General features: G+C 46.1%; 17 protein-coding genes. 12 read left to right on the forward strand and 5 right to left on the reverse strand.

What is annotated here, in order from left to right; genetic code table 11:
* Window positions 1-98: 98 nt before the first annotated feature.
* On the reverse strand, window positions 99-2,552 hold the full coding sequence (locus MSG34_RS02210; protein ID WP_048614594.1) for a glycogen/starch/alpha-glucan phosphorylase: 2,454 nt from the start codon (window positions 2,550-2,552) through the stop codon (window positions 99-101).
* Window positions 2,553-3,119: 567 nt separating this feature from the next.
* Between MSG34_RS02210 and malT the strand changes: the two genes are divergently transcribed.
* From malT to sstT, 7 genes are all read left to right on the forward strand, one after another.
* Window positions 3,120-5,828, forward strand: coding sequence for an HTH-type transcriptional regulator MalT (gene malT / locus MSG34_RS02215; RefSeq protein ID WP_050620425.1), 2,709 nt, complete (start codon window positions 3,120-3,122; stop codon window positions 5,826-5,828).
* 601 nt (window positions 5,829-6,429) lie between these two features.
* Window positions 6,430-7,350 carry a DUF368 domain-containing protein gene (locus MSG34_RS02220; RefSeq protein WP_059017557.1) on the forward strand — a complete coding sequence of 307 codons (921 nt, stop codon included), beginning with the start codon at window positions 6,430-6,432 and terminating at the stop codon, window positions 7,348-7,350.
* A gap of 203 nt (window positions 7,351-7,553) precedes the next feature.
* Window positions 7,554-7,994, forward strand: a complete 441-nt coding sequence (locus tag MSG34_RS02225; RefSeq protein ID WP_059017560.1) for a hypothetical protein — start codon at window positions 7,554-7,556, stop codon at window positions 7,992-7,994.
* On the forward strand, window positions 7,991-8,587 hold the full coding sequence (locus MSG34_RS02230; RefSeq protein WP_050620424.1) for an SCO family protein: 597 nt from the start codon (window positions 7,991-7,993) through the stop codon (window positions 8,585-8,587). Before MSG34_RS02225 ends, MSG34_RS02230 begins: the two co-directional genes overlap by 4 nt.
* An 85-nt stretch (window positions 8,588-8,672) precedes the next feature.
* The gene (locus MSG34_RS02235) at window positions 8,673-9,131 is read left to right on the forward strand and encodes a copper chaperone PCu(A)C (protein WP_048609827.1); all 459 of its coding nucleotides are present in this window, start codon (window positions 8,673-8,675) and stop codon (window positions 9,129-9,131) included.
* Window positions 9,132-9,598: 467 nt separating this feature from the next.
* Window positions 9,599-10,663 (forward strand): ribosome small subunit-dependent GTPase A, encoded by a 1,065-nt coding sequence (gene rsgA / locus MSG34_RS02240; RefSeq protein WP_248336153.1) that lies wholly within the window; start codon window positions 9,599-9,601, stop codon window positions 10,661-10,663.
* Between the two features lie 391 nt (window positions 10,664-11,054).
* Complete coding sequence (gene sstT, locus MSG34_RS02245; protein WP_048609829.1) at window positions 11,055-12,269, forward strand: serine/threonine transporter SstT; 1,215 nt, start codon at window positions 11,055-11,057, stop codon at window positions 12,267-12,269.
* Between the two features lie 179 nt (window positions 12,270-12,448).
* On the opposite strand, the gene MSG34_RS02250 is transcribed toward sstT, so the two are convergent.
* The 3 genes from MSG34_RS02250 to MSG34_RS02260 all read right to left on the reverse strand — a co-directional run bounded on the left by MSG34_RS02250 (window position 12,449) and on the right by MSG34_RS02260 (window position 16,452).
* Entirely contained in the window at window positions 12,449-13,669 is a 1,221-nt protein-coding gene (locus tag MSG34_RS02250) for a tetratricopeptide repeat protein (protein WP_248336154.1), read from the reverse strand.
* Between the two features lie 297 nt (window positions 13,670-13,966).
* The gene (locus tag MSG34_RS02255) at window positions 13,967-14,569 is read right to left on the reverse strand and encodes a response regulator (protein WP_050647760.1); all 603 of its coding nucleotides are present in this window, start codon (window positions 14,567-14,569) and stop codon (window positions 13,967-13,969) included.
* Between the two features lie 11 nt (window positions 14,570-14,580).
* Window positions 14,581-16,452 carry a sensor histidine kinase gene (locus MSG34_RS02260; RefSeq protein ID WP_248336155.1) on the reverse strand — a complete coding sequence of 624 codons (1,872 nt, stop codon included), beginning with the start codon at window positions 16,450-16,452 and terminating at the stop codon, window positions 14,581-14,583.
* 221 nt (window positions 16,453-16,673) lie between these two features.
* On the opposite strand from MSG34_RS02260, the gene dsrO reads away from it, so the two are divergent.
* From dsrO to MSG34_RS02285, 5 genes are all read left to right on the forward strand, one after another.
* Complete coding sequence (gene dsrO, locus MSG34_RS02265) at window positions 16,674-17,510, forward strand: sulfate reduction electron transfer complex DsrMKJOP subunit DsrO (protein WP_248336156.1); 837 nt, start codon at window positions 16,674-16,676, stop codon at window positions 17,508-17,510.
* A complete protein-coding gene (nrfD, locus tag MSG34_RS02270) occupies window positions 17,507-18,640 on the forward strand; it encodes an NrfD/PsrC family molybdoenzyme membrane anchor subunit (RefSeq protein ID WP_248336157.1) in 1,134 nt (377 codons plus the stop codon). The genes dsrO and nrfD overlap by 4 nt, the downstream gene beginning before the upstream one ends.
* A gap of 14 nt (window positions 18,641-18,654) precedes the next feature.
* Window positions 18,655-21,747 carry a tetrathionate reductase subunit A gene (locus MSG34_RS02275; protein WP_248336158.1) on the forward strand — a complete coding sequence of 1,031 codons (3,093 nt, stop codon included), beginning with the start codon at window positions 18,655-18,657 and terminating at the stop codon, window positions 21,745-21,747.
* A 410-nt stretch (window positions 21,748-22,157) separates the two neighbouring features.
* Window positions 22,158-22,799: a c-type cytochrome gene (locus tag MSG34_RS02280; protein ID WP_248336159.1), complete on the forward strand. Its 642-nt coding sequence runs from the start codon at window positions 22,158-22,160 to the stop codon at window positions 22,797-22,799.
* Between the two features lie 9 nt (window positions 22,800-22,808).
* Window positions 22,809-23,870: a c-type cytochrome gene (locus tag MSG34_RS02285; RefSeq protein ID WP_248336160.1), complete on the forward strand. Its 1,062-nt coding sequence runs from the start codon at window positions 22,809-22,811 to the stop codon at window positions 23,868-23,870.
* A 143-nt stretch (window positions 23,871-24,013) separates the two neighbouring features.
* On the opposite strand, the gene MSG34_RS02290 is transcribed toward MSG34_RS02285, so the two are convergent.
* Window positions 24,014-24,943, reverse strand: a complete 930-nt coding sequence (locus tag MSG34_RS02290; protein ID WP_059017577.1) for a LysR family transcriptional regulator — start codon at window positions 24,941-24,943, stop codon at window positions 24,014-24,016.

Here is a 24,943-nt window from a genome sequence, read left to right on the forward strand (position 1 = left end):
GTAAGGAGCTTGTTTATAAACGACAAACCTTTAAGCCTTTCGTTTGCTCACAAGCTAATTGAGCCAAGGCAGAAACTGCCTTGGCTACTTTGGAAGTATTAACGGTTAACCGCTTCAAGTTTCCAGATGTTGTTCACGTAGTCGCGGATAGAGCGGTCTGATGTGAACTTACCAACCAATGCTGTGTTAAGAATTGCTTTCTTAGCCCAACCTGCTTGGTCTTTGTATTGCGTGCCCATGTCTTCGTGCGCTTTCACGTAAGATGCGAAGTCAGCAAGACATAGGTAAGGGTCACCACCGTCTAGCAGGCTATCAAACGTTGCACGTAGAAGACCTGGCTGACCTGGAGTGAACTCATCGCCAGTCAGTAGGTCTAGAGATGCTTTCAGTAGTGGGTCTGCATTGTAGTAGTCGTATGGGTTGTAGCCCTGAGCTTTCAGAGCTTGAACACCATCAACGTCTAGGCCGAAGATGTAGATGTTTTCATCACCCACTTCTTCACGAATCTCTACGTTTGCACCATCCATCGTACCGATAGTTAGCGCGCCGTTTAGAGCCATCTTCATGTTGCCCGTACCAGATGCTTCTTTACCAGCTAATGAGATTTGCTGAGAAACGTCTGCTGCAGGGATGATGATTTCAGCCATGCTTACACGGTAGTCAGGAATGAATACCACTTTCAGTTTGTTACCGATGCGAGGGTCGTTGTTGATCTTCTCTGCAATCTTGTTAACCGCGAAGATGATCTCTTTCGCTAGGTGGTAACCCGGTGCTGCTTTCGCTGCGAAGAAACATACGCGTGGCTCACACTCGAAACCAGGTTCGTTAAGAATACGGTGGTACAGAGATAGAATGTGTAGCAAATCTAGGTGCTGACGCTTGTATTCGTGCAGACGTTTGATTTGAACGTCGAAGATAGCGTTAGTATCTAGCTCGATACCCATGTTCTCTTGAACCCAATCAGCTAGGCGCTGTTTGTTTTCTTTCTTAACAGCCATGAATTCTTTTTGGAATTTCGCGTCTGTTGCAAACTTAGCGATGCCTTCTAGCTGCTCAAGTTTTGCTGGCCACTCAGTGCCGATCTTACCTGTGATTAGCGTAGATAGGCCTGGGTTACAGAACTTCAACCAACGACGTGGCGTGATGCCGTTCGTTACGTTAGTCAGTTTGCCAGGGAAGATTTCATTGAACTCAGGGAACAAGTCTTTCTTAACCAGTTGAGAGTGAAGCGCAGCTACACCGTTTACTTTGTAAGAACCAATCACACATAGGTTTGCCATGCGAACCATGCGGTGGAAACCTTCTTGGATGATAGAAAGCTTCGCTTGCTTCTCACCGTCACCAGGCCACATCTTGCGAACTTCTTGCATGAAGCGGTGGTTGATTTCAAAAATGATTTCCATGTGACGTGGAAGAAGACGGTTGATCAGTGATTCAGACCAAGTCTCTAGTGCTTCAGGAAGTAGTGTGTGGTTCGTGTATGCGAACGTATGAGCACTGATTTCCCATGCTTGATCCCAAGATAGACCTTTCTCGTCAATCAAGATGCGCATTAGCTCAGGAATCGCAATCGTTGGGTGCGTATCGTTAAGCTGAATCGTTTCTTGCTTAGGCAGATCTTCTAGAGAGAAGCCTGCTGCTTCGTGACGACGTAGAATATCGCGAACAGACGCTGCTGAGTGGAAGTACTGCTGCATTAGGCGCAGAGTCTTACCTTTCTCGTGGTTGTCGTTCGGGTAAAGAACTTTAGTGATGTTACCTGCATCGATTAGCGAGTGTTGCGCTTCGAAGTAATCACCGTTGTTAAAGCTTGCTAGTGAGAATGGTGCGATTGCCTGACACTCCCAAAGACGCAGCGGGTAAACCGTGTTTGACTCGTAACCTACGATAGGTAGATCCCAAGGCATCGCTTTTACTTCCATACCTGGAACCCAAGTACGAACTTCTTTACCGTCAACGAACTCAACGTCTACATGACCGTAAAAACCAATGTGTTGTGCTAGTTCTGGACGAGCTACTTCCCATGGGTAACCTTCAACACCACGCCATGCGTCAGGTGCTTCTTGTTGACGACCGTCTTGGAAAGATTGTTTGAATAGACCGTACTCGTAGTGAAGACCGTAGCCTACTGTTGGGTATTCTTGAGCGGCACAAGAATCCATGAAACAAGCAGCAAGACGACCTAGACCACCATTACCTAGTGATGGGTCGCGTTCTTCTTCTAGAAGGTCAGTTAGGTTTTGACCTAGCTCTTCCATTGCATGAGTGATCTGTTCGTATAGACCCATGCTGATCAGGTTGTTACCTGTTAGACGACCAATCAAAAACTCTAGTGATAGGTAGTTAACGCTCTTAGCGTTCTTAATTTTTTCATCATTTTCAGTTTCTAGCAGGTCAAAAGTCGTTAGCTCTGCAAGAGCACGACCCATTGCTAGATACCATGAACGGCTGTCTGCTGTTTCAACGGTTGTTGCGTAGGTTGCAGATAAATGTTTCTTAACACTCTCTTGGAATGACACTTTATCGAAAGTTTTTTGCTGAGTTGGTTTCATTTCAGAAATCTCGCTTTTAATAGTTCTAATTCATCTGTGACATATCGTGCATGGTCACCATAAACTAAACATCCTCCCGCTAATGCAACTGACTAGGAGTAGATGGGAGGGCGTAGGGGGCGTACCGACTTAGGGTTAGTGATCTGACTCTCATGTTCTGACTGCGAACAAAAACTTGGAGTGACTAAGATCACAAGCTCCCGTTCGATAACTTAACTTCAATTGATGTGACTTTTATTTAACCAGATTAAAGTCATTGTCAAATCTGATATTCAGATCACGAAAATAATTTCCAACTCTCATCTTTTGCATAGATTCCCGTGTAGGGATGAACGAAGTCACATTCATAAACCAACCCGCAACGTGAGCAAAGTCTCAAATAAAGGGCGTAGACACCCAAAAACATGCAGGAGCGCAAGGTTTCTGAGGAGGATCATAGTCGGTAACGTTTGGCTTCACGTAATATGAGTAAAGACTTAAGTAATTAGGCTAATGTCATTGGAGTGCACTCAACGATAGATTGGGATATTCCAGAACATAGCCACGGAATAGGTGTAAAACTTCGATATGTGGATCCCTTCGAAACTGACTCGTCCCGGCCGCTTACATAATGCAATCCTACGACCTAGGGTTCTCGATCTGCTTCACAATGCAGATTGCTATAAGCTTGTGTTGTTCCGCTCTCCAGCGGGCTACGGCAAAACCACCATGGCTGCACAATGGTTGGTAGATAAACCTAATGTGGGTTGGTACAGCATCGATGATAGCGACAACGATGCCTTCCGCTTTATCAACTACCTACTTCAATCACTTAATAAAGCGACTCAAAATGCCTGTCCGAACGCCCAAAAACTGGCAGAAAAGCGACAGTTTTCATCGCTGCATTCTTTATTAAGTGAAGTATTTGCCGAGATGTCGGAATTCCATCACGAGTGTTTTCTGGTGTTGGATGACTATCACTTGGTCAACAATGACGACATCCACGAAGCCATGCGCTTCTTCCTCAAACACATGCCCGATAACCTAACGTTGGTTGTCACCAGTCGTGGTACGCCACCACTTGGTACAGCAAACCTGCGCGTTCGTGACTTAATGATCGAATTAGGCAATGACTCGTTGGCGTTTGATACCGAAGAAACCACACGCTTTTTCAACCAACGCGTAGCCGATGGCATTGATGACACCACGGCAGACAGTATTTGTAGTTATGTAGAGGGTTGGCCTTCTGCACTGCAACTTATCGCGCTACAAGCACAACACCAAAAACGCACTCTTGCACAGTCCGCAGAGTCATTCTCTCACTTTAACCACGCTCATCTTTGGGACTACTTGGTTGAAGAAGTATTCGACCTGCTAGACAAAGAAACCCGACAGTTCTTGATGCAATGCTCTGTGCTTGATCACTTCAACGATGAGCTTGTGTGTGCACTTACACAGCGTGAAGATGCGTTAGGTATGATCGAATCACTCAACCGTTTTGGTTTGTTCATCTACCCTCTTGAAGGTGAAAAGAACTGGTATCGCTTCCATAACTTGTTTGGTGAGTTCCTCGCCCATGAGCGCCAAGCTCGAATTCCTCAGCAAGAAGCAGAACTGCATCGAAGTGCTGCAAAAGCGTGGATCAAGCAAAACACACCGCACCAAGCACTACGTCACGCACAGCGCGCTGAAGATCCAGAACTGATCATTCAAATCCTGACTGAACACGGTTGGCCGATGTTCAACCAAGGCGAGCTTTCATCTTTAGAGATGGCGATCAAGCAACTGACCACCGATCAACTTTACAGTGAGCCAAAGCTTTCGATGTTGCGTGCTTGGCTTGCACAAAGTCAGCACCGTTATGACCAAGTGGGTACTTTGTTGGAAGAAGCTGAAACTCAATATCAAGCTCGAAACATTGAACTCGATACTCAGCAACAAGGCCAATACAACGCCTTGCGCGCCCAAGTTGCCATTAACAGCAATGAGCCAGAGAAAGCATTGGAATTGGCTGAGCTTTCATTGAGTCAGTTGAACACCACCGTTTATCGCAGCCGCATTGTCGCCACCTCGGTTGTGGGCGAAGTGAATCACGTAATGGGTAACCTAAGCCGTGCGCTACCGATGATGCAACAAACAGAAAAACTGGCACGTCAGTATCAAGTTTACCATCAGGCTCTGTGGGCGATTCTGCAACAAAGCGAAATCTTGATTGCTCAAGGTTATGTTCAAGCTGCGTTTGAGCTTCAAGACAGCGCATTCAAATTGATTGAAGAACATCAGCTTCAATACGTGCCGCTGCATGAATTTTTGCTGCGTGTTCGCGCTCAGATCTTCTGGTGTTGGAACCGACTAGATGAAGCGGAAGAGTGTTGCTACAAAGGCTTAGATATCCTTGGACACCACTCTCCGAGTAAACACCTACACAGCTATTCTATGTTGGCTCGTATTTCATTGAGCCGCGGTGAGATTGATAAAGCGTCGAAATTTATCGACCAGATTCAGCACTTATTGCGTCAATCGACTTACCACGTAGATTGGACGGCAAATGCTTCTCTTTCTTTGATTCTGTTCTGGCAAGTGAAAGGCGATAAAGAGGCGATACGTGATTGGCTGAGTGTGGCGGTTCGACCTGAATCGGCAAGTAACCACTTCTGCCAACTTCAGTGGCGAAACATCGTTCGTGCACACATCATCCTTGAGCAATACGAAGAAGCCGAAGAAGCGCTGACCTTCCTTAAGAGTGAAGCCCAGCGTTCGCACCTGATTACAGACACTAACCGAAACTTGATCGTTGAAGCCGTGTTACGTACACAAATTAACGATGAAGACAGCGCACGAGTACTGCTTGAAGAAGCACTTCATATGACTAACCAAACCGGTATGGTCGGTAACTTCTTAGTAGACGGTGGAACTATCGGGCATATCTTGGATAAGTTGAGTAACAAGCCAGGCTTAGGTGATTTAGAACGTCACCGCGCGCAACAAATCATGAAAGATATCTCCACCACCCAACGCAGCCGCTCCGTTCACTTCGATGAAGACTTTGTTGAGAACTTGGTTAATCACCCGAACATTCCTGAGCTTGTGCGCACTAGCCCACTCACTCAGCGTGAATGGCAAGTACTTGGTCTGATCTATTCAGGATTCAGTAATGAGCAGATCGCTCAAGAACTCGATGTAGCGGGTACCACGATCAAAACTCACATCCGTAACCTTTACCAAAAGCTCAACATTGCTAACCGTAAAGAAGCAATCAGCACTGCGGAGAACTTGCTGCAGTTGATGGGGTACTAAAACGGATTCGAGATTCGAGATTCGAGATTCGAGATTCGAGATTCGAGATTCGAGATTCGAGATTCGAGATTCGAGATTCGAGAAAAGTTTAAGCTAGTCGCCAATGGTGGCTAGCTTTTTTTTGCTTGGAACATGGGAAAATAGCAACTTACCAAACGACAGGCAAAAAAATAGCCAACCGCAATAATCGCGATTGGCTCTATATATTTGTGAACAAATCATAAGTTCACTAACAACGTCAGTTGGCTAGGTGACCCTCGGCTTAAGAAGGGTCAATGTTTTTAATGCAGTTAGCGTGCCAACTTTTATTCAACGTTTTATAAGCCCTGCATCGCATAAAAACCATGAATTTTTCATGCGAATTGCAAAGTGCATTTGCATAATGCAACCAAGATGCAATATTGATAAGAGATCAGTTTCATCGCTGCTCTTAATGACAAATTACTAAGTGGTTGTTATCTAAATGTTAGGCAAATATTCACTTCAACTTATTGCCTTACAATTAATAGAGTAATAAAAGCCCTTCCCCAAAAGCATATTCATACTTTTTTTACACTAAAGTTTGTATACTGCACAAAATCATCCTCAACTCTATGAAGCAATGAACTACTTAAGTACTTTTTTCAAAGGCATGGCAATGGGCGCAGCAGACGTTGTTCCTGGCGTGTCGGGCGGAACCATCGCATTCATCACTGGTATCTACGATACGCTACTAGAAAGCATTCGCAGAATTAACCCTAGCGTACTTGGCTTATGGAAACGCGAAGGCTTCAAAGCCGCGTTTAATCACATCAATGGTTTCTTCCTCATTTCACTGTTCGCGGGCGTATTCACGAGCATTGCGACATTCGCAAAATTGATTTATTGGTTATTAGTCACCCACCCTGTTCCACTGTGGTCTTTCTTCTTCGGCCTGATCTTGGTGTCGGTTTTCCATATTCTTAAGCAAGTAGAGAAACGCGATATGATTCGCTTCGTGTTTTTGCTTCTTGGCGTTGCTTTCGCTTATAGCATTACCGTGCTTAAACCGCTGCAAATGGAACCAACCAGCATCAATGTTCTGATTGCGGGTGCGATTGCTATCTGTGCGATGATTTTGCCGGGTATCTCGGGCAGCTTTATTCTGCTCCTGATTGGCATGTATGGCCCCGTGCTTGGCGCCGTTAAATCATTTCAAGTCGATGTACTTGCGCTATTCCTTGCGGGCTGTGTGATCGGACTGCTGACTTTCTCGCACGTACTCTCTTGGTTACTGCGTTCATTCCGCGACTTCACATTGGTATTCTTAACCGGTTTGATGATCGGTACGCTGCCTAAGATCTGGCCTTGGAAAGAGACCATCAGCTGGCGCACAAACTCAAAAGGTGAACAAGTTCCTCTGATTCAAGAAAACCTATCACCGTTTGATTTTGAAGCGGTAACCTCTCAGCCTTCTCAGTTGGCCATGGCGATTGTGATGATGTTTGCTGCGATTGCATTGGTTTTAGGACTGGAAAAGTTCGCAGAGCGTAACGCTGACTAATCATTCAACGTATTTCTGGAACATGTTCAGAATGGATAGAACTTAGAAATACTAAGCTCACATATCTATTAAACAGACAAAAGCGAAGCCAATGGCTTCGCTTTTTTAGTTCTACCATACGCACAAAATTGCTTTTTGATACAAGCACGTATTGAGGGGTATGATAACATCGCCGCTCTTATAAAATTAGATGAGAACACGACATGCACTCTGCATTAAAGGTTGCTGCTGTTGGGATCGCTCTCGTGGCAGGCTTTTATGGGCCGCAAGCAATTCAGCAGTTTAAATCAGCGATGGAGCACTCAACTGCCGACGTCAACTTGGATGATTACTGCATGCTTTCAACCACATCATGTGAGCAAAAAGCGGTGGCGATGACACTCGATAGTGAGACGGCTCAGCCACTCGTTCCAAGTAAAATCAAAGTAGTTTGGGAAGGCGCAGCCTCTGACACATTAATGCTGTCACTCACTGGCTTAGAGATGGAAATGGGCTCGGCACGTTTTCAATTAAAGAATATTGGCGACAATACCTATGAAGGTGACGTGATTTTACCTGTGTGCACCATGGATAAAATGACTTGGCTTGGCGAACTCACCGATGGTGTTGAAACCGTAAACCCTGCAATAAGGATGGCAAGATGAGTAAGAATTGGTCGTTAGCATTAGTGGTAGCGTTTGTACTTGGCTTTGGTGTCAAAAGCTATCTTGATGGGCAAAACGAAGCTCAAGAGCAACACGCTGCAAAACAAGAGTTCTCTGCAACAACCCTTTTCGGTAAAGACAACCAGCCAACGGAAATCTTTGACCAAACTGATGACAGAATTCGTATCGTTTACTTTGGTTTCACTCGCTGTCCAGATGTGTGCCCCACTTCTCTAGCAATGTTAGCCGGTGCACTTAACCAAGTTTCTGATGAAGCAAAAGCCAAGATTCGCCCGATGTTTGTGTCTCTTGACCCTGAGCGTGATGCAGCAGAAGCCTCATACGAATACGCACAATACTTCCACCCAATGATGGAAGGACTAAGTGGTCCGTTAGATGTGACAACCACGCTTGCACATAACTACGGTGTTATTTTCAGAAAGACCGAGCTGGAAGGTTCAGAGTTGGAATACACCCTTGACCACAGCTCATATTTCTATTTTTTAAAGCCCGACGGCACCTTGATTACTAAAGTGCCGCATACGTTAACGCCAGCGCCGATTGTTGAGGCCATCAACCAATTGACGCAGTAAAACGTAACAATAAAGAACTTAACCAATAAAGTTCGAACAAAAAAGTCAGGTCCCAGACCAAAACATAAAAATTAAGGACAACAACATGAAGTTAAAAGCACTTGCTCTAGCAGGCTTATTGCTCACTCCCCTTGCTCACGCCAATAGCGATATTATGGTTCATGACGCGTATGCTCGTGCAACACCGCCTTCAGCAGTGAACAGCGCGGTATTCACGACTCTGATGAACCACAGCGATAAAGATCGCGCTATTGTTTCTGCGACAACGCCAGCAGCAGGAAAGGTAGAACTTCATGATGTTATCGTTGACGGCGACGTAATGAAGATGCGCCAAGTTCAAGAGATCACAATCCCAGCGAATGGTGAAGCGGTACTTAAACCTGGCAGCCTACACATCATGCTGTTCGACCTAAAAAGCAGCCTAAAAGAGGGTGAGCAAATTGAGATGACGCTGACCTTTGCCAATGGTGAAACACAGACCTTCGACGCACCCGTGAAGAAAGTGATGAGCGGCATGAAAAAGATGAACCACGACCATCATTAATCGTATTCACAATTGATAAAATAATTTAAGCCACGATGACTTCTCGCCATCGTGGCTTTTTGTTAAACTGAGCGCGCTTTTTATTCAAAGCCTGAACACATTAATAAACCAAGGAGAATAGAAGATGATTGTAATGAACACACTAAAACTGGCAGTAAAAGTAACGCGTTAATTTTGTTTGGTTAAACCAACTTTAATCTCGAACTACCAACATTAAGCCATCAGCTGGCTACCGCACACTTTTACCCGGTTTACTGTTGATCGTAAGTGATCAATATCTGCATGCCTGTAAGCATGACTCAATCCGGGGTCCTATCTATTTGAATTCGACCCAAGCTCAAACATTTTTGACGTCTCGACGCTTTTTGATCTGACTAACGCTTTTCGATCTCATCAACAATCTGGGGTCTTACAAGACGTTAATGCTCTCATAAGAAAAGAAAGCTCGCACGTCTGGGTAAATAGACATGAATTCACAAAACGCATTTTCTCATCCAATGTCACTTCAACAACTTGGATGGCAACCTGTATTCCAACAACAACTGACACTCGAAGACTATGACCATTCCGTCATTGCTCGTATCGTCGCACATCACCGTAGTGGCTATACCTTAGCGTCAGAGCAAGGTGAAATTGTTCTACCCATCCACCAAAACCAACCGGCAATGACCGTTGGCGACTGGGTGATTCTGAACTCCGATCTGCAATTCGACCGTTTACTAGACCGTCAATCGCTCTTCCGCCGTAAAGCAGCAGGCAGTCGCGTAGCTGAACAATATATTTCAGCCAATATCGACACGGTTTTTATCGTGGTTTCGTTAAATAACGACTTTAACCTAAGCCGCATCGAGCGTTATCTCGCTCTCGCTAATGAAGCGCAAGTTGAAGCCGTTATCGTACTCACTAAGAAAGACTTGTGTGACGACTACCAAGACAAAGTACAGCAAGTGCAAAGCTTAGATCCGATGCTGATGATCGAAGCCGTTAATAGCCTAGACCAAGACTCTACTCAAGTATTAGCACCTTGGTGTAAAACGGGAAAAACGGTGGCTTTGATGGGGTCGTCTGGTGTTGGGAAATCTACACTGGTCAACTCACTGCTTGGGGAGACTCAGCAAGCCACGGGTGGCATTCGTGAAGACGACAGCAAAGGCCGACACACAACGACGTCACGCTCACTGCATTTACTGACATCGGGCGGCTTACTGCTTGATACGCCAGGAATGCGAGAGTTGCAACTTGCAGACTGCGCCGAAGGGGTAAGCGAAACCTTTTCTGATGTCGAAGAGTTAGCTATGCACTGTCGTTTCTCTGATTGCCATCATGAATCAGAGCCTGGATGCAAAATACGCAAAGCCATTGAGAGTGGTGAGTTGTCTGAAAGACGATTTAATAACTATCAAAAGCTATTGCGGGAGCAAGCCAGAAATGGAGCCTCATTGGCAGAGCAACGTGCTAACAGTAAGCAGCTTTCGAAGATGTACAAAACCGTTCAATCAGAGAGTCGAAATCTTAAAAAAGCTTCTGACTAAACCTTTAAGTTAACGACTATAAGTTATATTTGAGACAAGCTTAGCCCCATAGTGTTAAACACGTGGGGCTTTTTGTTTCAATTTGGTCTTAGTGTGACTATTTATGCACACAATGTTCTCGCCAATAGCCGTTTACATTTCCAGATTTACAGTATATTGAGTCTATTAAATGTCATTCTGTAGATTTATAGCTCAATCAAAATACATTAATTTAACATTTAGCTCTAAAAACACCACGTAGCGCAAACAATCACCCTAAAAGTAAACTATTCCTAGACACCCTCTTAGATCCCGCTAATATGACCGCCCATTCCACTAGTGTATAGTCGGATTTGGTACAACTTTATAAAAAGATACATCACTATAATAAATTAACAATTGCAGGTATTTTATGCAAAATCACAACATGCTCGCCCGCATCGCTCGTGGAAATCTCGTTCTACAGATCCTTGCTGGTATTGTTTTCGGTGTCGTTCTCGCCATGGTTTCTCCTTCAGCAGCTCAAGATGCAGGCCTACTAGGTAGTCTGTTTGTTGGTGCTCTGAAAGCTGTTGCCCCAATTTTAGTATTCATTCTTGTTGCAGCTTCTATCGCAAACCAAAAGAAAGGTCAGCATACTCATATGCGTCCGATCATTGTGCTTTACCTGATTGGTACGTTCTCTGCAGCACTGACTGCTGTTGTACTGAGCTTCATGTTCCCAACCACTTTGACACTGGTTGCTGGCGCTGAAGGTGCTAACCCTCCTCAAGGTATCGCGGAAGTTCTTCATACCCTTCTATTCAAGCTTGTCGATAACCCAGTTAGCGCACTAATGAACGCGAACTACATCGGCATTCTTGCTTGGGCAATCGGTCTTGGTCTTGCACTGCACCACGCATCTGCAACAACCAAAGCTGTTTTCGAAGACCTTAGCCACAGTGTTTCACACATTGTTCGCTTCATTATCCGTCTTGCACCATTTGGTATCTTTGGTCTTGTTTCGACAACATTCGCAACAACGGGCTTCGATGCACTAGCAAGCTACGGTCAACTGCTAGCGGTTCTACTAAGCTCAATGCTGATCATTGCACTTGTGGTTAACCCACTGCTTGTATTTGCAAAAACAAAACAGAACCCATACCCACTTGTACTGCAATGTATTCGTGAATCTGGTGTAACGGCATTCTTCACTCGTTCAAGTGCTGCAAACATCCCAGTGAACATGAACCTTTGTAAAAAGCTAAACCTAGACGAAGATACTTACTCCGTATCTATTCCTCTAGGTGCAACGATCAACATGGCGGGTGCTGCAATCACTATCACTGTGTTAACACTTGCTGCTGTACACACAATGGGTATTGAGATTGATATCTTCACTGCGATTCTACTAAGCCTTGTTGCTGCAATTTCAGCATGTGGCGCATCGGGTGTTGCTGGCGGTTCATTGCTGCTTATCCCATTAGCATGTGGCCTATTCGGTATTTCTAACGATGTAGCGATGCAGGTTGTAGCGGTTGGTTTCATTATCGGTGTGATTCAAGATTCAGCTGAAACAGCGCTTAACAGCTCAACAGACGTCGTGTTCACTGCGGCTGTATGTAAAGCTGAGCAAAACAAAGCTTAATAAGCTCTTAAGTATTCGGCTTTCGCTCTAAGCTCTAAGCTCTAAGCTCTAAGCTCTAAGCTCTAAAAGCAAATAGCACATAAATAAAAAGGGAAGCATCAGCTTCCCTTTTTGTTGTCTTGAATTTCTCGATTAGAGCTAAAACGACCTATCGACCGTACACAACCAATGAGTGCAATTTACTGGTTTCTGTTCCAGTTAGACTCAACAGCAGACTGACTGAAATCTAGAGGATCACTATTTGGTGTCGCTTGTCTCTCTGTTGATGCTTGCTCGGGATTCACCTGTTGGCTGTAATCAACATTCGTATCTTGAGCACTCGGCGCTTGAGTCGCTATGTGGCTCGCATCTACATTCAACTCATTACCTTCTTCATCGAGCACTTCTTTTACTTTCTTAGGAATCGGTATAGTACGCTTGTAGAGCTTGTTGAGCGCTTTAATGATTGAGTGCTTAGTGATTGCTTCTTGGGTCAGCTTAGTCATTATCGGCTTAGTCAGAGCCTGTAAGCCCACGACTGCATCCACACCAAGCTCCCCGCCGACTTTATCCCGCAAATGCTTCGCTTCGGAGTAACCAAAATGAGCTGATAGGAATAACCAGATATAAGCGATGGCGTTGCCGTGTTCACCATGGTCTATCCAAGCTTCGCCTGCTCTAAACATCGCTTCTGCACTGTTCTTTTCTGCAGCCGTCTCAAACCAGTAAACAGCCTCACCATGGTTAGGCTCAACACCCACACCATTCAAATAACTCATACCGAGTTTGATCTTGCCGTCTAGGTTGTTTTTTTCAGCGGCCTTTTGGTACCACTCGACAGAACTCTCAGCTGAGTAGTCTGGGTTTTCTTTATCGAGACACCAGTCACCGATAAACAGCATCGCTTCGGTATTACCACCAGCCGCAGACTCTTCAATATAGGTATAACCCTTAGGGATATTCTTATCGGTTCCACGACCAAAGACGAGCGCTTTGCCCATCTCGAATTTCGCCGATACGTCATTGTCTAAAGCAGAGATTGCCAGCTGCCAAAAGTTGGCTTTCTCTCTTAAAATCAGGTCTTCTTTACGCTTCATGCTTAGGCGCACAATGCCGTACATGCCATTGATATTATCGAGTTGCGCCGCTTTGTCGTACCAATACAGAGCTTCTTTAATATTGTTACGTTCAGCTTCTTTTGCCAAATACAGAATCGACGGTACATGACCGGTTTCGGCTTTGAAGTGACGCTCTTTTTGCTCTTGTATGCGCGCTTTTTCAATCGCTTTTCGGTAAGCGACAGCACGAGCCTTACGTTCTTGTTCCAAGCGCTGCTTTCTTAGCGATAAAGAGATCAACCACACGGCGACAAGTATTAACGAAAGAGCCGTCGCACCAATTGCGATTCCCATTGTACTCATAAAATATTTTAACCTAACTCGGTTGATATCAGCCTCGGTGTCGAGGAGTTATCAACCTATAGTGAATGTTTCGAATTACAGGGAAAAGCGCCGTTATTAAAACGTTCCGCCCTAAAATGAACTCAGTTAAGTATCTCAGGAATACATAACGATAAAAAGTCTACTTAGACCTATCCGTATGCACTCCATAAATGGTGTGATCTTGCTTCAATATCGATTACTTATGAAGACCACCTTTAACCAGAAATTCAGTAGTAAAGGGAATGATTTCCCACTCTCTATCTCTTACATTTATGGTTAGGTAAGCTGCCCATAAATGTATGCCAACTCAGCGACCGTTTTCGCAGAAAACTTCTTCATCAAACTCGCTCGGTGTACTTCCACAGTTCTCATTGCAATGCACAATTCATCGGCTATTTTCTGGTTACGCTTACCGTCGATAATTTGTTTGAGGATGTCTATCTCACGCTCGGTTAACGACGCGTACGCTTGGCGATACACGTTCAGGTGTAAGTGCTTTTCAGAAGCGTTCAAACCTTGCTTGATCGCCTCAGCTAACTCATTGCCTTTAACTGGCTTTTGGAAGAAATTCACCGCGCCGGCTTGTAAGGCTTCAACCGCCATTGGCACATCACCGTGCCCCGTCAGATAAATCACCGACAGTGGGCTCTGCGCTTTCACCATCAACTCATGAACTTGCTGCCCTCTCATCTCTGGCATTCGGCTGTCTAAAACCACACAACCCGGCGCACTCAAATCCACTGAGTCCAAAAAACTGGGGCCATCTTCAAAAGCTGACACAGTGAAATCATGCTCTTCTAATAAGAACACCAACGAGTCGCGCATCGACTCATCGTCATCAACCACATAGACAGGAAGCCTTTGATGAAGTTCAGACATAACAAGATTCCTTATGAATCATTTGAAAGAGAGAAAGGCAGTGTCACCGCAACATGACATCCATGTGGGGTGAGTGACGTGATCGTCATTTGACCACTGTGATCTTCAATAACATCTTGGCAAATCGCGAGCCCTAACCCCAAGCCGTTTTCTTTGCTGCTCACAAAGGCTTGAGTCACTTCTTGCTCAGTGAAATCTAAGCCCGTTCCGTTATCGATAATCGACAACATTATTTTATCCGGTTGATACTCGGTAATCACTTTAATTGTCGCCGGCTCACTGTTTTTGTTATCAATATCAGACGCAGCGCTTTGTTCGCGATGCTGTTGTGCATTACACGCATCGGTCCCATTGTTGATCAAGTTTACAATCACCTGTTGCAAACCCACAGAGTCAACATTTAGTTTGATAGGCTTACCTACGGCATAGCGTTCAATGGTTATCTTGTGCTTGTGTAATCGGAATTGCAGTAACTCAATGGTGTCTGTAAGCAGCTGCTCGATATCGGTCTGAGACTTCTCTGATGAGCGTTTTTTGATCATGTTTCTCAAGCGCTGAATGATTGCGTCAGCACGATCCACTTGTGACTGAATCTTCTCAAATACAGGCTCTATATCTGTCAGCGGTTTGTTCTTCGAAATCCGCAGTAAACCACCTTCGCTATAGTTACGAATCGCAGCCAAAGGCTGATTGATCTCGTGTGCTAAGCTGCTTCCAAGTTCACCAACCACTGCGATGCGTTGTGAATGTTCTAGCTGTTCACTCTTGCTCTTTAACTTATGCAGCGTGGCTTCTAACTGCTTTTTGCTGCGGCTGAATTTGTATTCCAACCAAAAGTGGTAAGCATTCAATAGCACCACCAGAATAAAGAACGCCCATGCCCACTGCTGATTGTACTTGAGCCATATTAACGCTTCTTTCCACCAAGGTTGTTGCAGTGGGTGCATGTCGAGTTGTTGATAAAGCTTGTCTATCGAAAGCAGACTTGTCGGTGACGTCCAACCCGATGCATTCGCTGCAATGGCTGGCGCACTGCTCTTAGGCATCGCAAATAACACCTGACTCATCTGTTTGGCCAGTGCCGAAGAAGCCCGCTCTGTTTTGGCGAACGACCAGTTGGGGTACAACGGCGTAGACACTTGGCATCGGAATCCTTCTGGCGCTTGATTCTCGATAATTCGATATTGCCCCGCCACCAGTAAACCTTCACTGATCATGTTCTCAACTAAACAGCTTGGTACGACAGCTGCTTCAATATGTCCTTCACGCAGTTGATACAAACTGGCGTCGATTGGGAAACCTAAAAATTGGGTGTTAGAGAAAAAATGGTTGGGATTAAGCCCTTGTTGCATCACTTGATAACGCATTGTTAGATAGCCGCCAAATGCATTTTCAGATACTGCCGCAATCGGCTTACCACTCAATTGTTCGAGCGAGATATAAGGTGACATTCTTCTCACCACCAAGGCAGAGCCAATACTTCGGGTATTGCTGATGCTTCGATCTTCGAAGTTATGGCTGGTCATGGTCGCCATCCAAGAGAGGTCATATTGACGCCCTAATCGAACCGCCTGACCCGGATTGGTGATGACAAAGTCGACCTCAACACCTTTTACCGCATCAGCCATCTCTTCTAAGTTGAAAGGCTTGAGAACAAAGTGTTTGCCGGGAATGCGCTCCGACAACCAATCCATCGTCGGCTGCCAGCGCTGCTGCGCGGAAAGCTTGCCTCGGATAGCCAGCACACCGACCTCAATAACCTGCTCCGACTCAACAATGTTTGTCGTTGTAATCTCTTGCTCCGTTTGAGCGGCTAAACACATTCCTGCAGTTAAGCTCAACCAACAAAGGCTAACGATTGATATTAGGTTTCGGACTGTCACTAAAATCTCTTTCTCCACACTGACGGCATGTTCACACTCAAATAACGCATTGACGACACGTTAAATAGAGCCTTTAAACAAAGCATAACAGCTAGATTGGTAAAACCACATTTGTTCTAGATCAACTTTGATCTGGGTATGTGGAAATCCACAATACCCCGCGTACGCCCAAAATCTGACAATGAGCCCAACAGATAGAATAGTCATTTATAGGTACCAACATGGACTCATTGAAAAGACGGTTTCTCAGCCAATTCGGCAAGGTTTCCGCTGGTGCTGCGCTCATTCCCATCACCGGAATCAACACCGCAGTCGCAAGCACAGCCATTCGCAATAACAACCAACCTGACCGCAAAGGCGAAGTAGGTAAACGCTACGCCATGGCAGTTGATTTACGTAAATGCGTTGGCTGTCAGGCGTGCACTGTTGGCTGTAGCGTTGAAAACCAAGCGCCAATTGGCCAGTTCAGAACCACCGTAAAACAGTATGAAGTCTCCCTTGATGATGGTTCGACTACTCAACAAGACGTGAAGTCATTCATGTTGCCTCGTCTGTGTAACCACTGCGACGATGCTCCGTGCATTAAGGTTTGTCCTGTTCAAGCGACCTTCCAACGTGAAGACGGCATTGTAATGGTCGACAACGAACGCTGCGTAGCCTGTGCTTACTGTGTTCAAGCTTGCCCTTACGACGCTCGATTCATCAACAACGACACCCTTACCGCAGACAAATGCACATTCTGTGCACACCGCCTTGAAGATGGCTTGCTGCCCGCTTGTGTCGAAACCTGTGTTGGTGGTGCGCGCGTTATTGGTGACCTCAAAGATCCAAACAGCGAGATCAACCGCCTGCTTAATGAAAACCAAGACGACATCAAGGTGCTCAAGCCAGAGCAAAATACCAACCCACATGTTTTCTATATCGGCATGAACGAGCGTTTCGTTAGCCATATCGAAGGTCAGCCTGCGATTTATGATCCAGCCGCCATCGATAACTCATCCTCTAGCAAACAAGAATTGGCAATCGCGACACAAGGCAAACAAGGAGAGACAGCATGAATATCACTGAGGTGTTAGTTCCCGCTCAAGAGATCGCTTGGCTACCGTGGGCGGTTCAGTATTTCTTCTACATAGGTTCGGCTTACGCGGCGGCTATTCTGTTTTTGATTGCACTTATCTTCAAAAACTCTACCAGTCACCAATTCCGTTCTGCCCTTGTGCTTGTGATGGCCATTGGCGCGATTGTTGGGCCATTAGCCCTCACTGGTGACTTACACCAACCGGGACGTGCGTGGCACTTCTACGCTCACATCACACCTTGGTCATGGATGTCATTGGGCTCTCTGTTCCTACCTTTGTTTTCTGGTCTGGCTGTTGCGACTGCTTGGGTTTACCTGCGTGATGACATCGCACAGCTCAAAGAGAGTGAAAACCCACTTCTAAAACGCTTGTCTTGGTTAACACTGGGCCAATGGCAGGTATCGACAAAAGTGATGATTGCATTAGCCGCTGCAACTGCGTTATCAGGCCTAAGCATCGCGCTTTATACAGGTGCAGAGATTGCGATTTTGGCGAGCCGACCACTTTGGCATCAACCGGCTTCTCCACTGCTTTGGTTCACGACGGCATTCGTTGCTGCAACAGGTTTAACTCTATTTATTTGGGCTCTACTGCCTTCAAGCAAGCCAAGCTTAAAACCAACAGATCTCGCTCTGGTACAAAGAACTATTACCTTAACGGGTGGACTTGCGATCATTCTTACGTCGATTTGGGCATCTAACCATGGTCATTTCAACCTGTATGAGAACGACGCTTGGGGTATAAACCTAGGCATCATGACCACCAGCATTTTGCTGTGCATGATCTTAGTGCTGCCACTACAACGCCTATCGCAAAGTAAGCTAGGAATTATCTGTGTTGCGCTTGCGACCATCGTTTCAGCATGGGCGGTACGTTGGGTCACCATGATGGAAGTTCAAACCATTCCCCGTTTTGATGTGGGTGCATTCCCTTATGAACTGCCGATGGGTAGCGCAGGATTACTCGGCATTGTTGGTATGTGTAGCCTTTGGTTAGCACTTGCATTGTTCGCCTCTGAGATCGTGTCAACTCGATCTACACCTAAGACAATATTGAAGCCAAACCAAAATACATCATCGTCACCACTTAACCGTTCACATAGCTTGTAGTCTGAGGAATCATCATGGATAACAAACGTCGTCAATTTTTGAAAACAGGCCTTGCTGCCGGTGGTGTTGGAGCTTTTGCTGCAGGTTATGCGACAACCACAAAGCACATGGTTCACGGTGCTATCGATGGCACAGCTGGCAAGAAAACCAATCACATCCATCACGGTAATTCGTTAGAGACGGAATACAGTGTCGATGAGCAAGGTAAGATCTCGCCAAATCCAAACCAACGCGTGGCACCTTCAATGTGTTTTGGTTGCTGGACACTGTGTGGCTTGCGTGTACGAATCGATAATCGCAATGACGAGATCTTACGTATCTCAGGTAACCCGTATCACCCGCTATCAAGTGATCAGCAAATCCCGTTCAAAACACCAGTAAAAGACGCCTACATTGGCTTGTCTGGTGAATCTGGTATCAATAACCGTTCGACAGCCTGCGCTCGTGGTAATGGCATGCTAGAGATTCAAAACAGCCCATACCGAATCACTCAACCGCTCAAACGTGTTGGTAAACGTGGTGAAGGTAAGTGGGAACCGATCAGCTACGAGCAACTTATCTCTGAGGTCACCGAAGGTGGTGACTTGTTCGGAGAAGGCGAAGTTGAAGGCTTGCGATCGATTCGCGACATCGAAACACCACTTGATCCAAACAACCCTGAATACGGTCCAAAAGCGAACCAGTTATTGGTGACTAATGCCGGAAATGAAGGCCGTGACGACATCTTGAAGCGCTTTGCATTTAACAGCTACGGCACACGTAACTTTGGTCACCATGGATCTTACTGTGGCTACGCGTTCCGCGCGGGTTCTGGCGCGATCATGAACGATCTAGACAAGTTCTCGCACTTAAAACCCGACTTCAACAATGCAGAGTTCATTCTTTTCATCGGTATGTCTCCAGCTCAAGCGGGTAACCCGTTTAAGCGTCAAGCAAGACAATTGGCAGAGGCTCGTACCAACGGAAAACTCAACTACACCATTGTCACTCCAAGCCTTCCGGCAGGATCTTCAAGCCTTGCAGCGGGCGATCGCAACAACTGGCTGCCGATCAAGCCGGGCACTGACTCAGCATTAGTTCTGGGTATGATCCAGTGGATCATCGACAACCAGCGCTACAATCACGACTTCTTGTCTCGCCCAAGTGCGCAAGCGATGAAGAAAGCAGGCACCACACACTGGTGTAACGCATCTCACCTCGTGATCAGTGACGAATCACACCCACAAAATGGACGTATGCTTCGTGCATCGGATATAGGTTTGCTAGAAACAGGCGAACCGATGTCTGACGATGACGGATTTATAGCATTAGATGTGACAACGTCACTATTGACATCACATATTCAGGTGAATGAAGCGGCTCTGTTCGTCGATCAAGACGTAGAAGTTGATGGTCAGACTGTTCGCGTTAAATCTTCTCTACAAAGATTGAAAGAAGAAGCCTTCAAATATGACCTTGCTTACTACAGCGAGCAGTGTGAAATCCCACAAGACCAGATTATTGCGCTAGCAAAACGCTTTACCAGCTACGGTACGAAAGCAGTCGTGGATACTCACGGTGGCAACATGCACACCAACGGCTTCTACAACTCGTTCTCTATTCTGATGCTGAACGCGCTGATCGGTAACATCAACGCGAAAGGCGGTGCGATGGCGAAAGCGGGCGGCTACCCAACTTCGGTTGCAGGCCCACGTTACGACTTTACCAAGTTTAAAGGTAAGACTAAGCCTCAAGGTGTGTTCTTGTCCCGCAGCAAGTTCCCGTATCAAAAAACCAGCGAATACAAGCGTCGCGTTGCCGCAGGTGAATCACCTTACCCAACGCGCGCGCCGTGGTACCCAATCTCAGCACCGCTTTTAACTGAGCACTTATCAGCTGCAATTGATGGCTACCCTTACCGAGCAAAGGCATGGATCAACCACATGGCGAACCCACTTTATGGTGTTCCGGGTTTAGACAACTTGCTGGGTGAAAAGCTTAAGGATCCAAAACAGCTTGGTTTGATCGTGTCTATCGATGCCTTCATCAATGAGACCACAGCGTTATCGGATTACCTCGTGCCAGACACAGTGACCTACGAAAGCTGGGGCATGGCAACACCTTGGCATGGCGTTGCAACTAAAGCGATCACCGCTCGCTGGCCGATTGTCGAACCTAAAACCTCACGCACTCAAGACGGACGTGCCATCAACCTAGAGAACTTCTTTATTGATCTAGCGAAAACGCTTGGCCTAGGTGGCTTCGGCGACAACGTAATCAAAGACAATCAAGGTAACTGGCACGGTATTCATAGCGCTGAAGACTTCTACCTGCGCTCGGCTGCTAACTTAGCGTTCGTAAAAGGTGGCGTGCCGAATGTAGACGCGGAAGATATTGTTTGGTCTGGTCTAGAACGCCTAGTGCCTGTGATGAACAAAACGCTCAAGCCCGAAGAGATGCTCAAAGTAGCGTATATCTTTGCGCGTGGCGGTCGTTTTGAAGACGCCACTAATGCCTACACCAATGAAACCATGAAGTACAAATGGACCAAACCACTGGCTATTTGGAATGAAAAGCTCGGTACTTCTCGCAACACCATCAGTGGTGAGCAGTACATGGGTTGCCCGACATGGTATCCACAAAAGCTGGCAGATGGCACACCTTTGGCAGAGCAGTTCCCAGCAAAAGAGTGGCCATTTACGCTAACCAACTTTAAGTCCAATATTCACAGTGCGGTCTCTAATTTGTCACCACGCTTGGAATCGATTAAAGGAGTAAATCCGGTTTACATCCACCCGCAAGACGCTTCTTCTGCGGGTATCAAAACCGGTGACGTGTTTGCTATTGAAACACCGAGCTCAACCACACATGCGTTGGCGATGGTGATTGATGGCATCAAACCCGGTACATTAGGCTTTGAACACGGCTTTGGTCATAAAGAACTCGGTGAGCGTGCGCACTGGATCGGTGATACACAACAACCTGTGAAGATGAAGTCGAACGATGGCGTTAACATCAATGATATTGGCTTAATTGACCCGACCAGAGAAGGCAAAGGCGTGATGTTGGATTGGGTTGTGGGCGCAGCAGCAAGACAAGCGCTTCCGGCTAAAATCTACAAAGTCTAGACGTTCAAACCTCCCCTATTTCAGTCAAATCAAGACTGAGCACAGTAGAGCAACTTCGCCATTCGAGGTTGCTCTTCTTTTTAAGCTATTCAACGCCCAACCATCAATTCTTTACATCACTTCCCTGCAAGTTTCTCTCCTAGCCCCATCAAGCGTCTATGCTTATACAATCGGTGCCATAAAAGAGCCTTAACAAGCAGTCACACCGAGGCGAACATGGCAGTTCCCTTGCACTTCGTTAACGGTAGTTGGATTCGCCTATCGAAATCCACACTAATACCATTGTGGTGATTGAGGTTATTAATGTGAGACTTACCTCAAGTTCCCAGTGAATTAATGTGGAAATCCACAATAGCGCGAACAACCAATTATGTCGAAAATGCGTGCATTACAACCAATAGCGACGCCTCATGATTAAGCTGAACATAAAAACTCAAACTCTAACGCTTTGCATCGCTGCTCTAGGAAGCCTTTCTTTATCCGGTTTTGCACAAGCAGCGCCTAATCCAATGCCAGAAGCCGCAGAAACCTGTAGCGGTTGCCACCAAGCCGACGGGAAAGGCATGCCCAACATCGCACCGATGCTTGCAGGGCTCAATGCTGATTACCTCGAACATCAGCTTGTTCTGTTCTCAAGTGGTGAGCGTCAAAGCGCGATCATGAAAGGCATGGCTGATGGTGTCTCTGATCCTGCGATTCGTCGTGAAGTTGCAGAATACTTCGCTTCATTATCTTCATACGACTTCACCGATTTAGAACAACGCGGCTCACAAGCCGATATCGACAATCCCTATCGTAAACTTGTATTCCAAGGCGATTGGGATCGAAACATTCCAGCTTGTGCAACCTGTCATGGGCCAAGTGGTATGGGCGTAGACAAATTCCCTCGCCTAGCGAGCCAGCATGCCGACTACATTCAGACTCAGCTCAACGCTTGGAAAAACGGCACTCGTAAGGGTGATGATTTGAACATGATGGGTAATATCGCCGGCAAGTTGACCGACGATGAGATCAAAAATCTCTCTTACTACTTCGCATCTTTCCGATACTAAAGGGCTCGCATGAAAACATTACTTCTAATTACCGTAACCCTTGCCTCTGGAATCGCTTATGCCGAAGCTGAGTTGCCCGATCGCCAAACCGAACTGCCCGCCGTTGAAAAACCACAAGATAATAAATACCTGGTGCCACGCGACTTGGTAGATATTCCTGATGGGGAATTTGGCGATAAAGTAAAACTGGGCTATTCCCTGTTTGTCGATTCACAACAGATGCGTGGTACATTCGTCGGCAATGAACAAAACTGTGTAAACTGCCACATGCAAGCGGGCATGAAGCCTAACGCAGCACCTCTTTGGGGTGCGTACATGGCCTACCCTGCGTATCGTTCCAAGAACGACAAGGTAAACAGCTACGCAGAACGTATCCAAGGTTGCTTCACCTACTCAATGAACGGCCTGCCACCGGCTGAGGGTTCAAAAGAGATGGTCGCACTAACGGCTTATTCATACTGGCTGGCGATGGGCGGCATCTTAGACAAGAACGGCATGCAAGACACGCCTGTCCCTGAGATCAGCGATGTTGACTTACAAGTCGGTGGTAAAGCGGAAAGCTTCCCTCTCCCTGAAGAGCTGTTAAGCAAATACCCAATCGATGACCGCAGTAAACTGGCAGGGCGTGGCTACCCTAAGATTGATAACCCTGAACAAGAGCCGTCAATAGCGCGTGGTGAAAAGGTTTACCAAACCAGCTGCCAAACCTGCCATGGTCAAAATGGTGAAGGCATTAAAGGAGCTGACGGCCGTTCATACTTCCCACCACTGTGGGGCGAAAACGCGTATAACTGGGGCGCGGGTATGCACCGCGTGAACACCGCTGCCTACTTCATCTATGAAAACATGCCGCTTGGAAAGAGCCAGCAGCTTTCGATTCAAGATGCTTGGGATGTGGCTGCATTTGTGAATAGTCATGAACGCCCACAAGATCCTAGATACAAGGGTGATGTTGCTGGCAATGTTAAGCGTTACCACAACCACCAAGGCTACTATGGCAAAGAAGTCGACGGTCATGTGCTGGGTACCAAAGCTTATCTGAGTGGTAAAGAAGTGATTCATGAGCATTGATAGGTATTAGTGATTATGAGCCGTTCACGCCAGCTATAGCTAAGCTTTACATTGTAAATCAGTTATAGTCGGAACAATAAAAAAGGAGCCAGATCGTTCGACGTTCTGGCTCCTTTTTTATGTTTGAACGATTAGAAATCCAGCTAACCTTGCTGCATCTTTTCCCAAATCGTCGGAGAGCCGATATAGTCTTGAACCGTGGTAATGAACTCTTTGACCAGTTTTGTCTGTTTACGGTGCGGATACACAGCGTAGATTGCAGTATCAATCGTCGAAATCGGGTAATCAGGAAGTAAAGTGACTAAGCCGAGCTCTTTCATTGAGGCATACAGGTTTGATTGATCAAGGAAGCCATATCCTAAGCCATCTTTCACACAAGAGACCATGGTGCGAACATCACTCACCTTATAGTTGCCACGAATCGTCAGGCTTTGAAAAGTGTCGCCATGCGGCTCTTCACTGATACGCAGATGATCAACCGTCATATCTCCATTGGTATAAATCACAGCAGGTAGCGCGAGCAAATCTTGTGGCGTTTTCGGTTCACCGTGCTCCTTCACAAAATCGTTCGATGCGACCAACATGAAGTTACTGTCGGCAATCTTCTTCGCAATCAAATTCGATTCAACAAGCTTACTGAAGCGAAACGCGATATCAAACTGTCCTGCAATGATGTTGGCGATCTTATCGTCTAGTGAGAGTACAATCTGAACATCCGGGTACTTTCTCATGAACTGAGTGATGATAGGTTGCAGATATTGCTGCCCAAAATAGATCGGTGAAGTAATTCGTAGCACGCCTTTTGGCTCTGACTGGTATGAATCTGCAATGCCTTGAATCTGATTGATGGTGTCTTTAAGCACATAGGTTTGTGCGAGAATATCTTCCCCTGCCGACGTCAACGAAAACGAGCGTGTAGAGCGGTTCAGAAGCTGAACACCTAAATCTTGCTCGAGCTTTTTGATCTGTTTAGAGAGTGATGAGTTGTCCATATCGTGCAAGGTTGCCGCTTTGGTAAACGACCCTTGTTGAACCACATCTAAGAACAATAACAACTGATTGGTATTTGGCAC

The organism is Vibrio sp. 1CM2L (assembly GCF_023161695.1).
Lineage (GTDB): Bacteria > Pseudomonadota > Gammaproteobacteria > Enterobacterales > Vibrionaceae > Vibrio > Vibrio coralliirubri.

Coding starts and splice junctions, on each gene's coding strand:
- MSG34_RS02210 (WP_048614594.1), bottom strand. CDS start 2,552: ATGAAACCAACTCAGCAAAAAACTTTCGATAAAGTGTCATTCCAAGAG.
- malT (WP_050620425.1), top strand. CDS start 3,120: ATGTGGATCCCTTCGAAACTGACTCGTCCCGGCCGCTTACATAATGCA.
- MSG34_RS02220 (WP_059017557.1), top strand. CDS start 6,430: ATGAACTACTTAAGTACTTTTTTCAAAGGCATGGCAATGGGCGCAGCA.
- MSG34_RS02225 (WP_059017560.1), top strand. CDS start 7,554: ATGCACTCTGCATTAAAGGTTGCTGCTGTTGGGATCGCTCTCGTGGCA.
- MSG34_RS02230 (WP_050620424.1), top strand. CDS start 7,991: ATGAGTAAGAATTGGTCGTTAGCATTAGTGGTAGCGTTTGTACTTGGC.
- MSG34_RS02235 (WP_048609827.1), top strand. CDS start 8,673: ATGAAGTTAAAAGCACTTGCTCTAGCAGGCTTATTGCTCACTCCCCTT.
- rsgA (WP_248336153.1), top strand. CDS start 9,599: ATGAATTCACAAAACGCATTTTCTCATCCAATGTCACTTCAACAACTT.
- sstT (WP_048609829.1), top strand. CDS start 11,055: ATGCAAAATCACAACATGCTCGCCCGCATCGCTCGTGGAAATCTCGTT.
- MSG34_RS02250 (WP_248336154.1), bottom strand. CDS start 13,669: ATGAGTACAATGGGAATCGCAATTGGTGCGACGGCTCTTTCGTTAATA.
- MSG34_RS02255 (WP_050647760.1), bottom strand. CDS start 14,569: ATGTCTGAACTTCATCAAAGGCTTCCTGTCTATGTGGTTGATGACGAT.
- dsrO (WP_248336156.1), top strand. CDS start 16,674: ATGGACTCATTGAAAAGACGGTTTCTCAGCCAATTCGGCAAGGTTTCC.
- nrfD (WP_248336157.1), top strand. CDS start 17,507: ATGAATATCACTGAGGTGTTAGTTCCCGCTCAAGAGATCGCTTGGCTA.
- MSG34_RS02275 (WP_248336158.1), top strand. CDS start 18,655: ATGGATAACAAACGTCGTCAATTTTTGAAAACAGGCCTTGCTGCCGGT.
- MSG34_RS02280 (WP_248336159.1), top strand. CDS start 22,158: ATGATTAAGCTGAACATAAAAACTCAAACTCTAACGCTTTGCATCGCT.
- MSG34_RS02285 (WP_248336160.1), top strand. CDS start 22,809: ATGAAAACATTACTTCTAATTACCGTAACCCTTGCCTCTGGAATCGCT.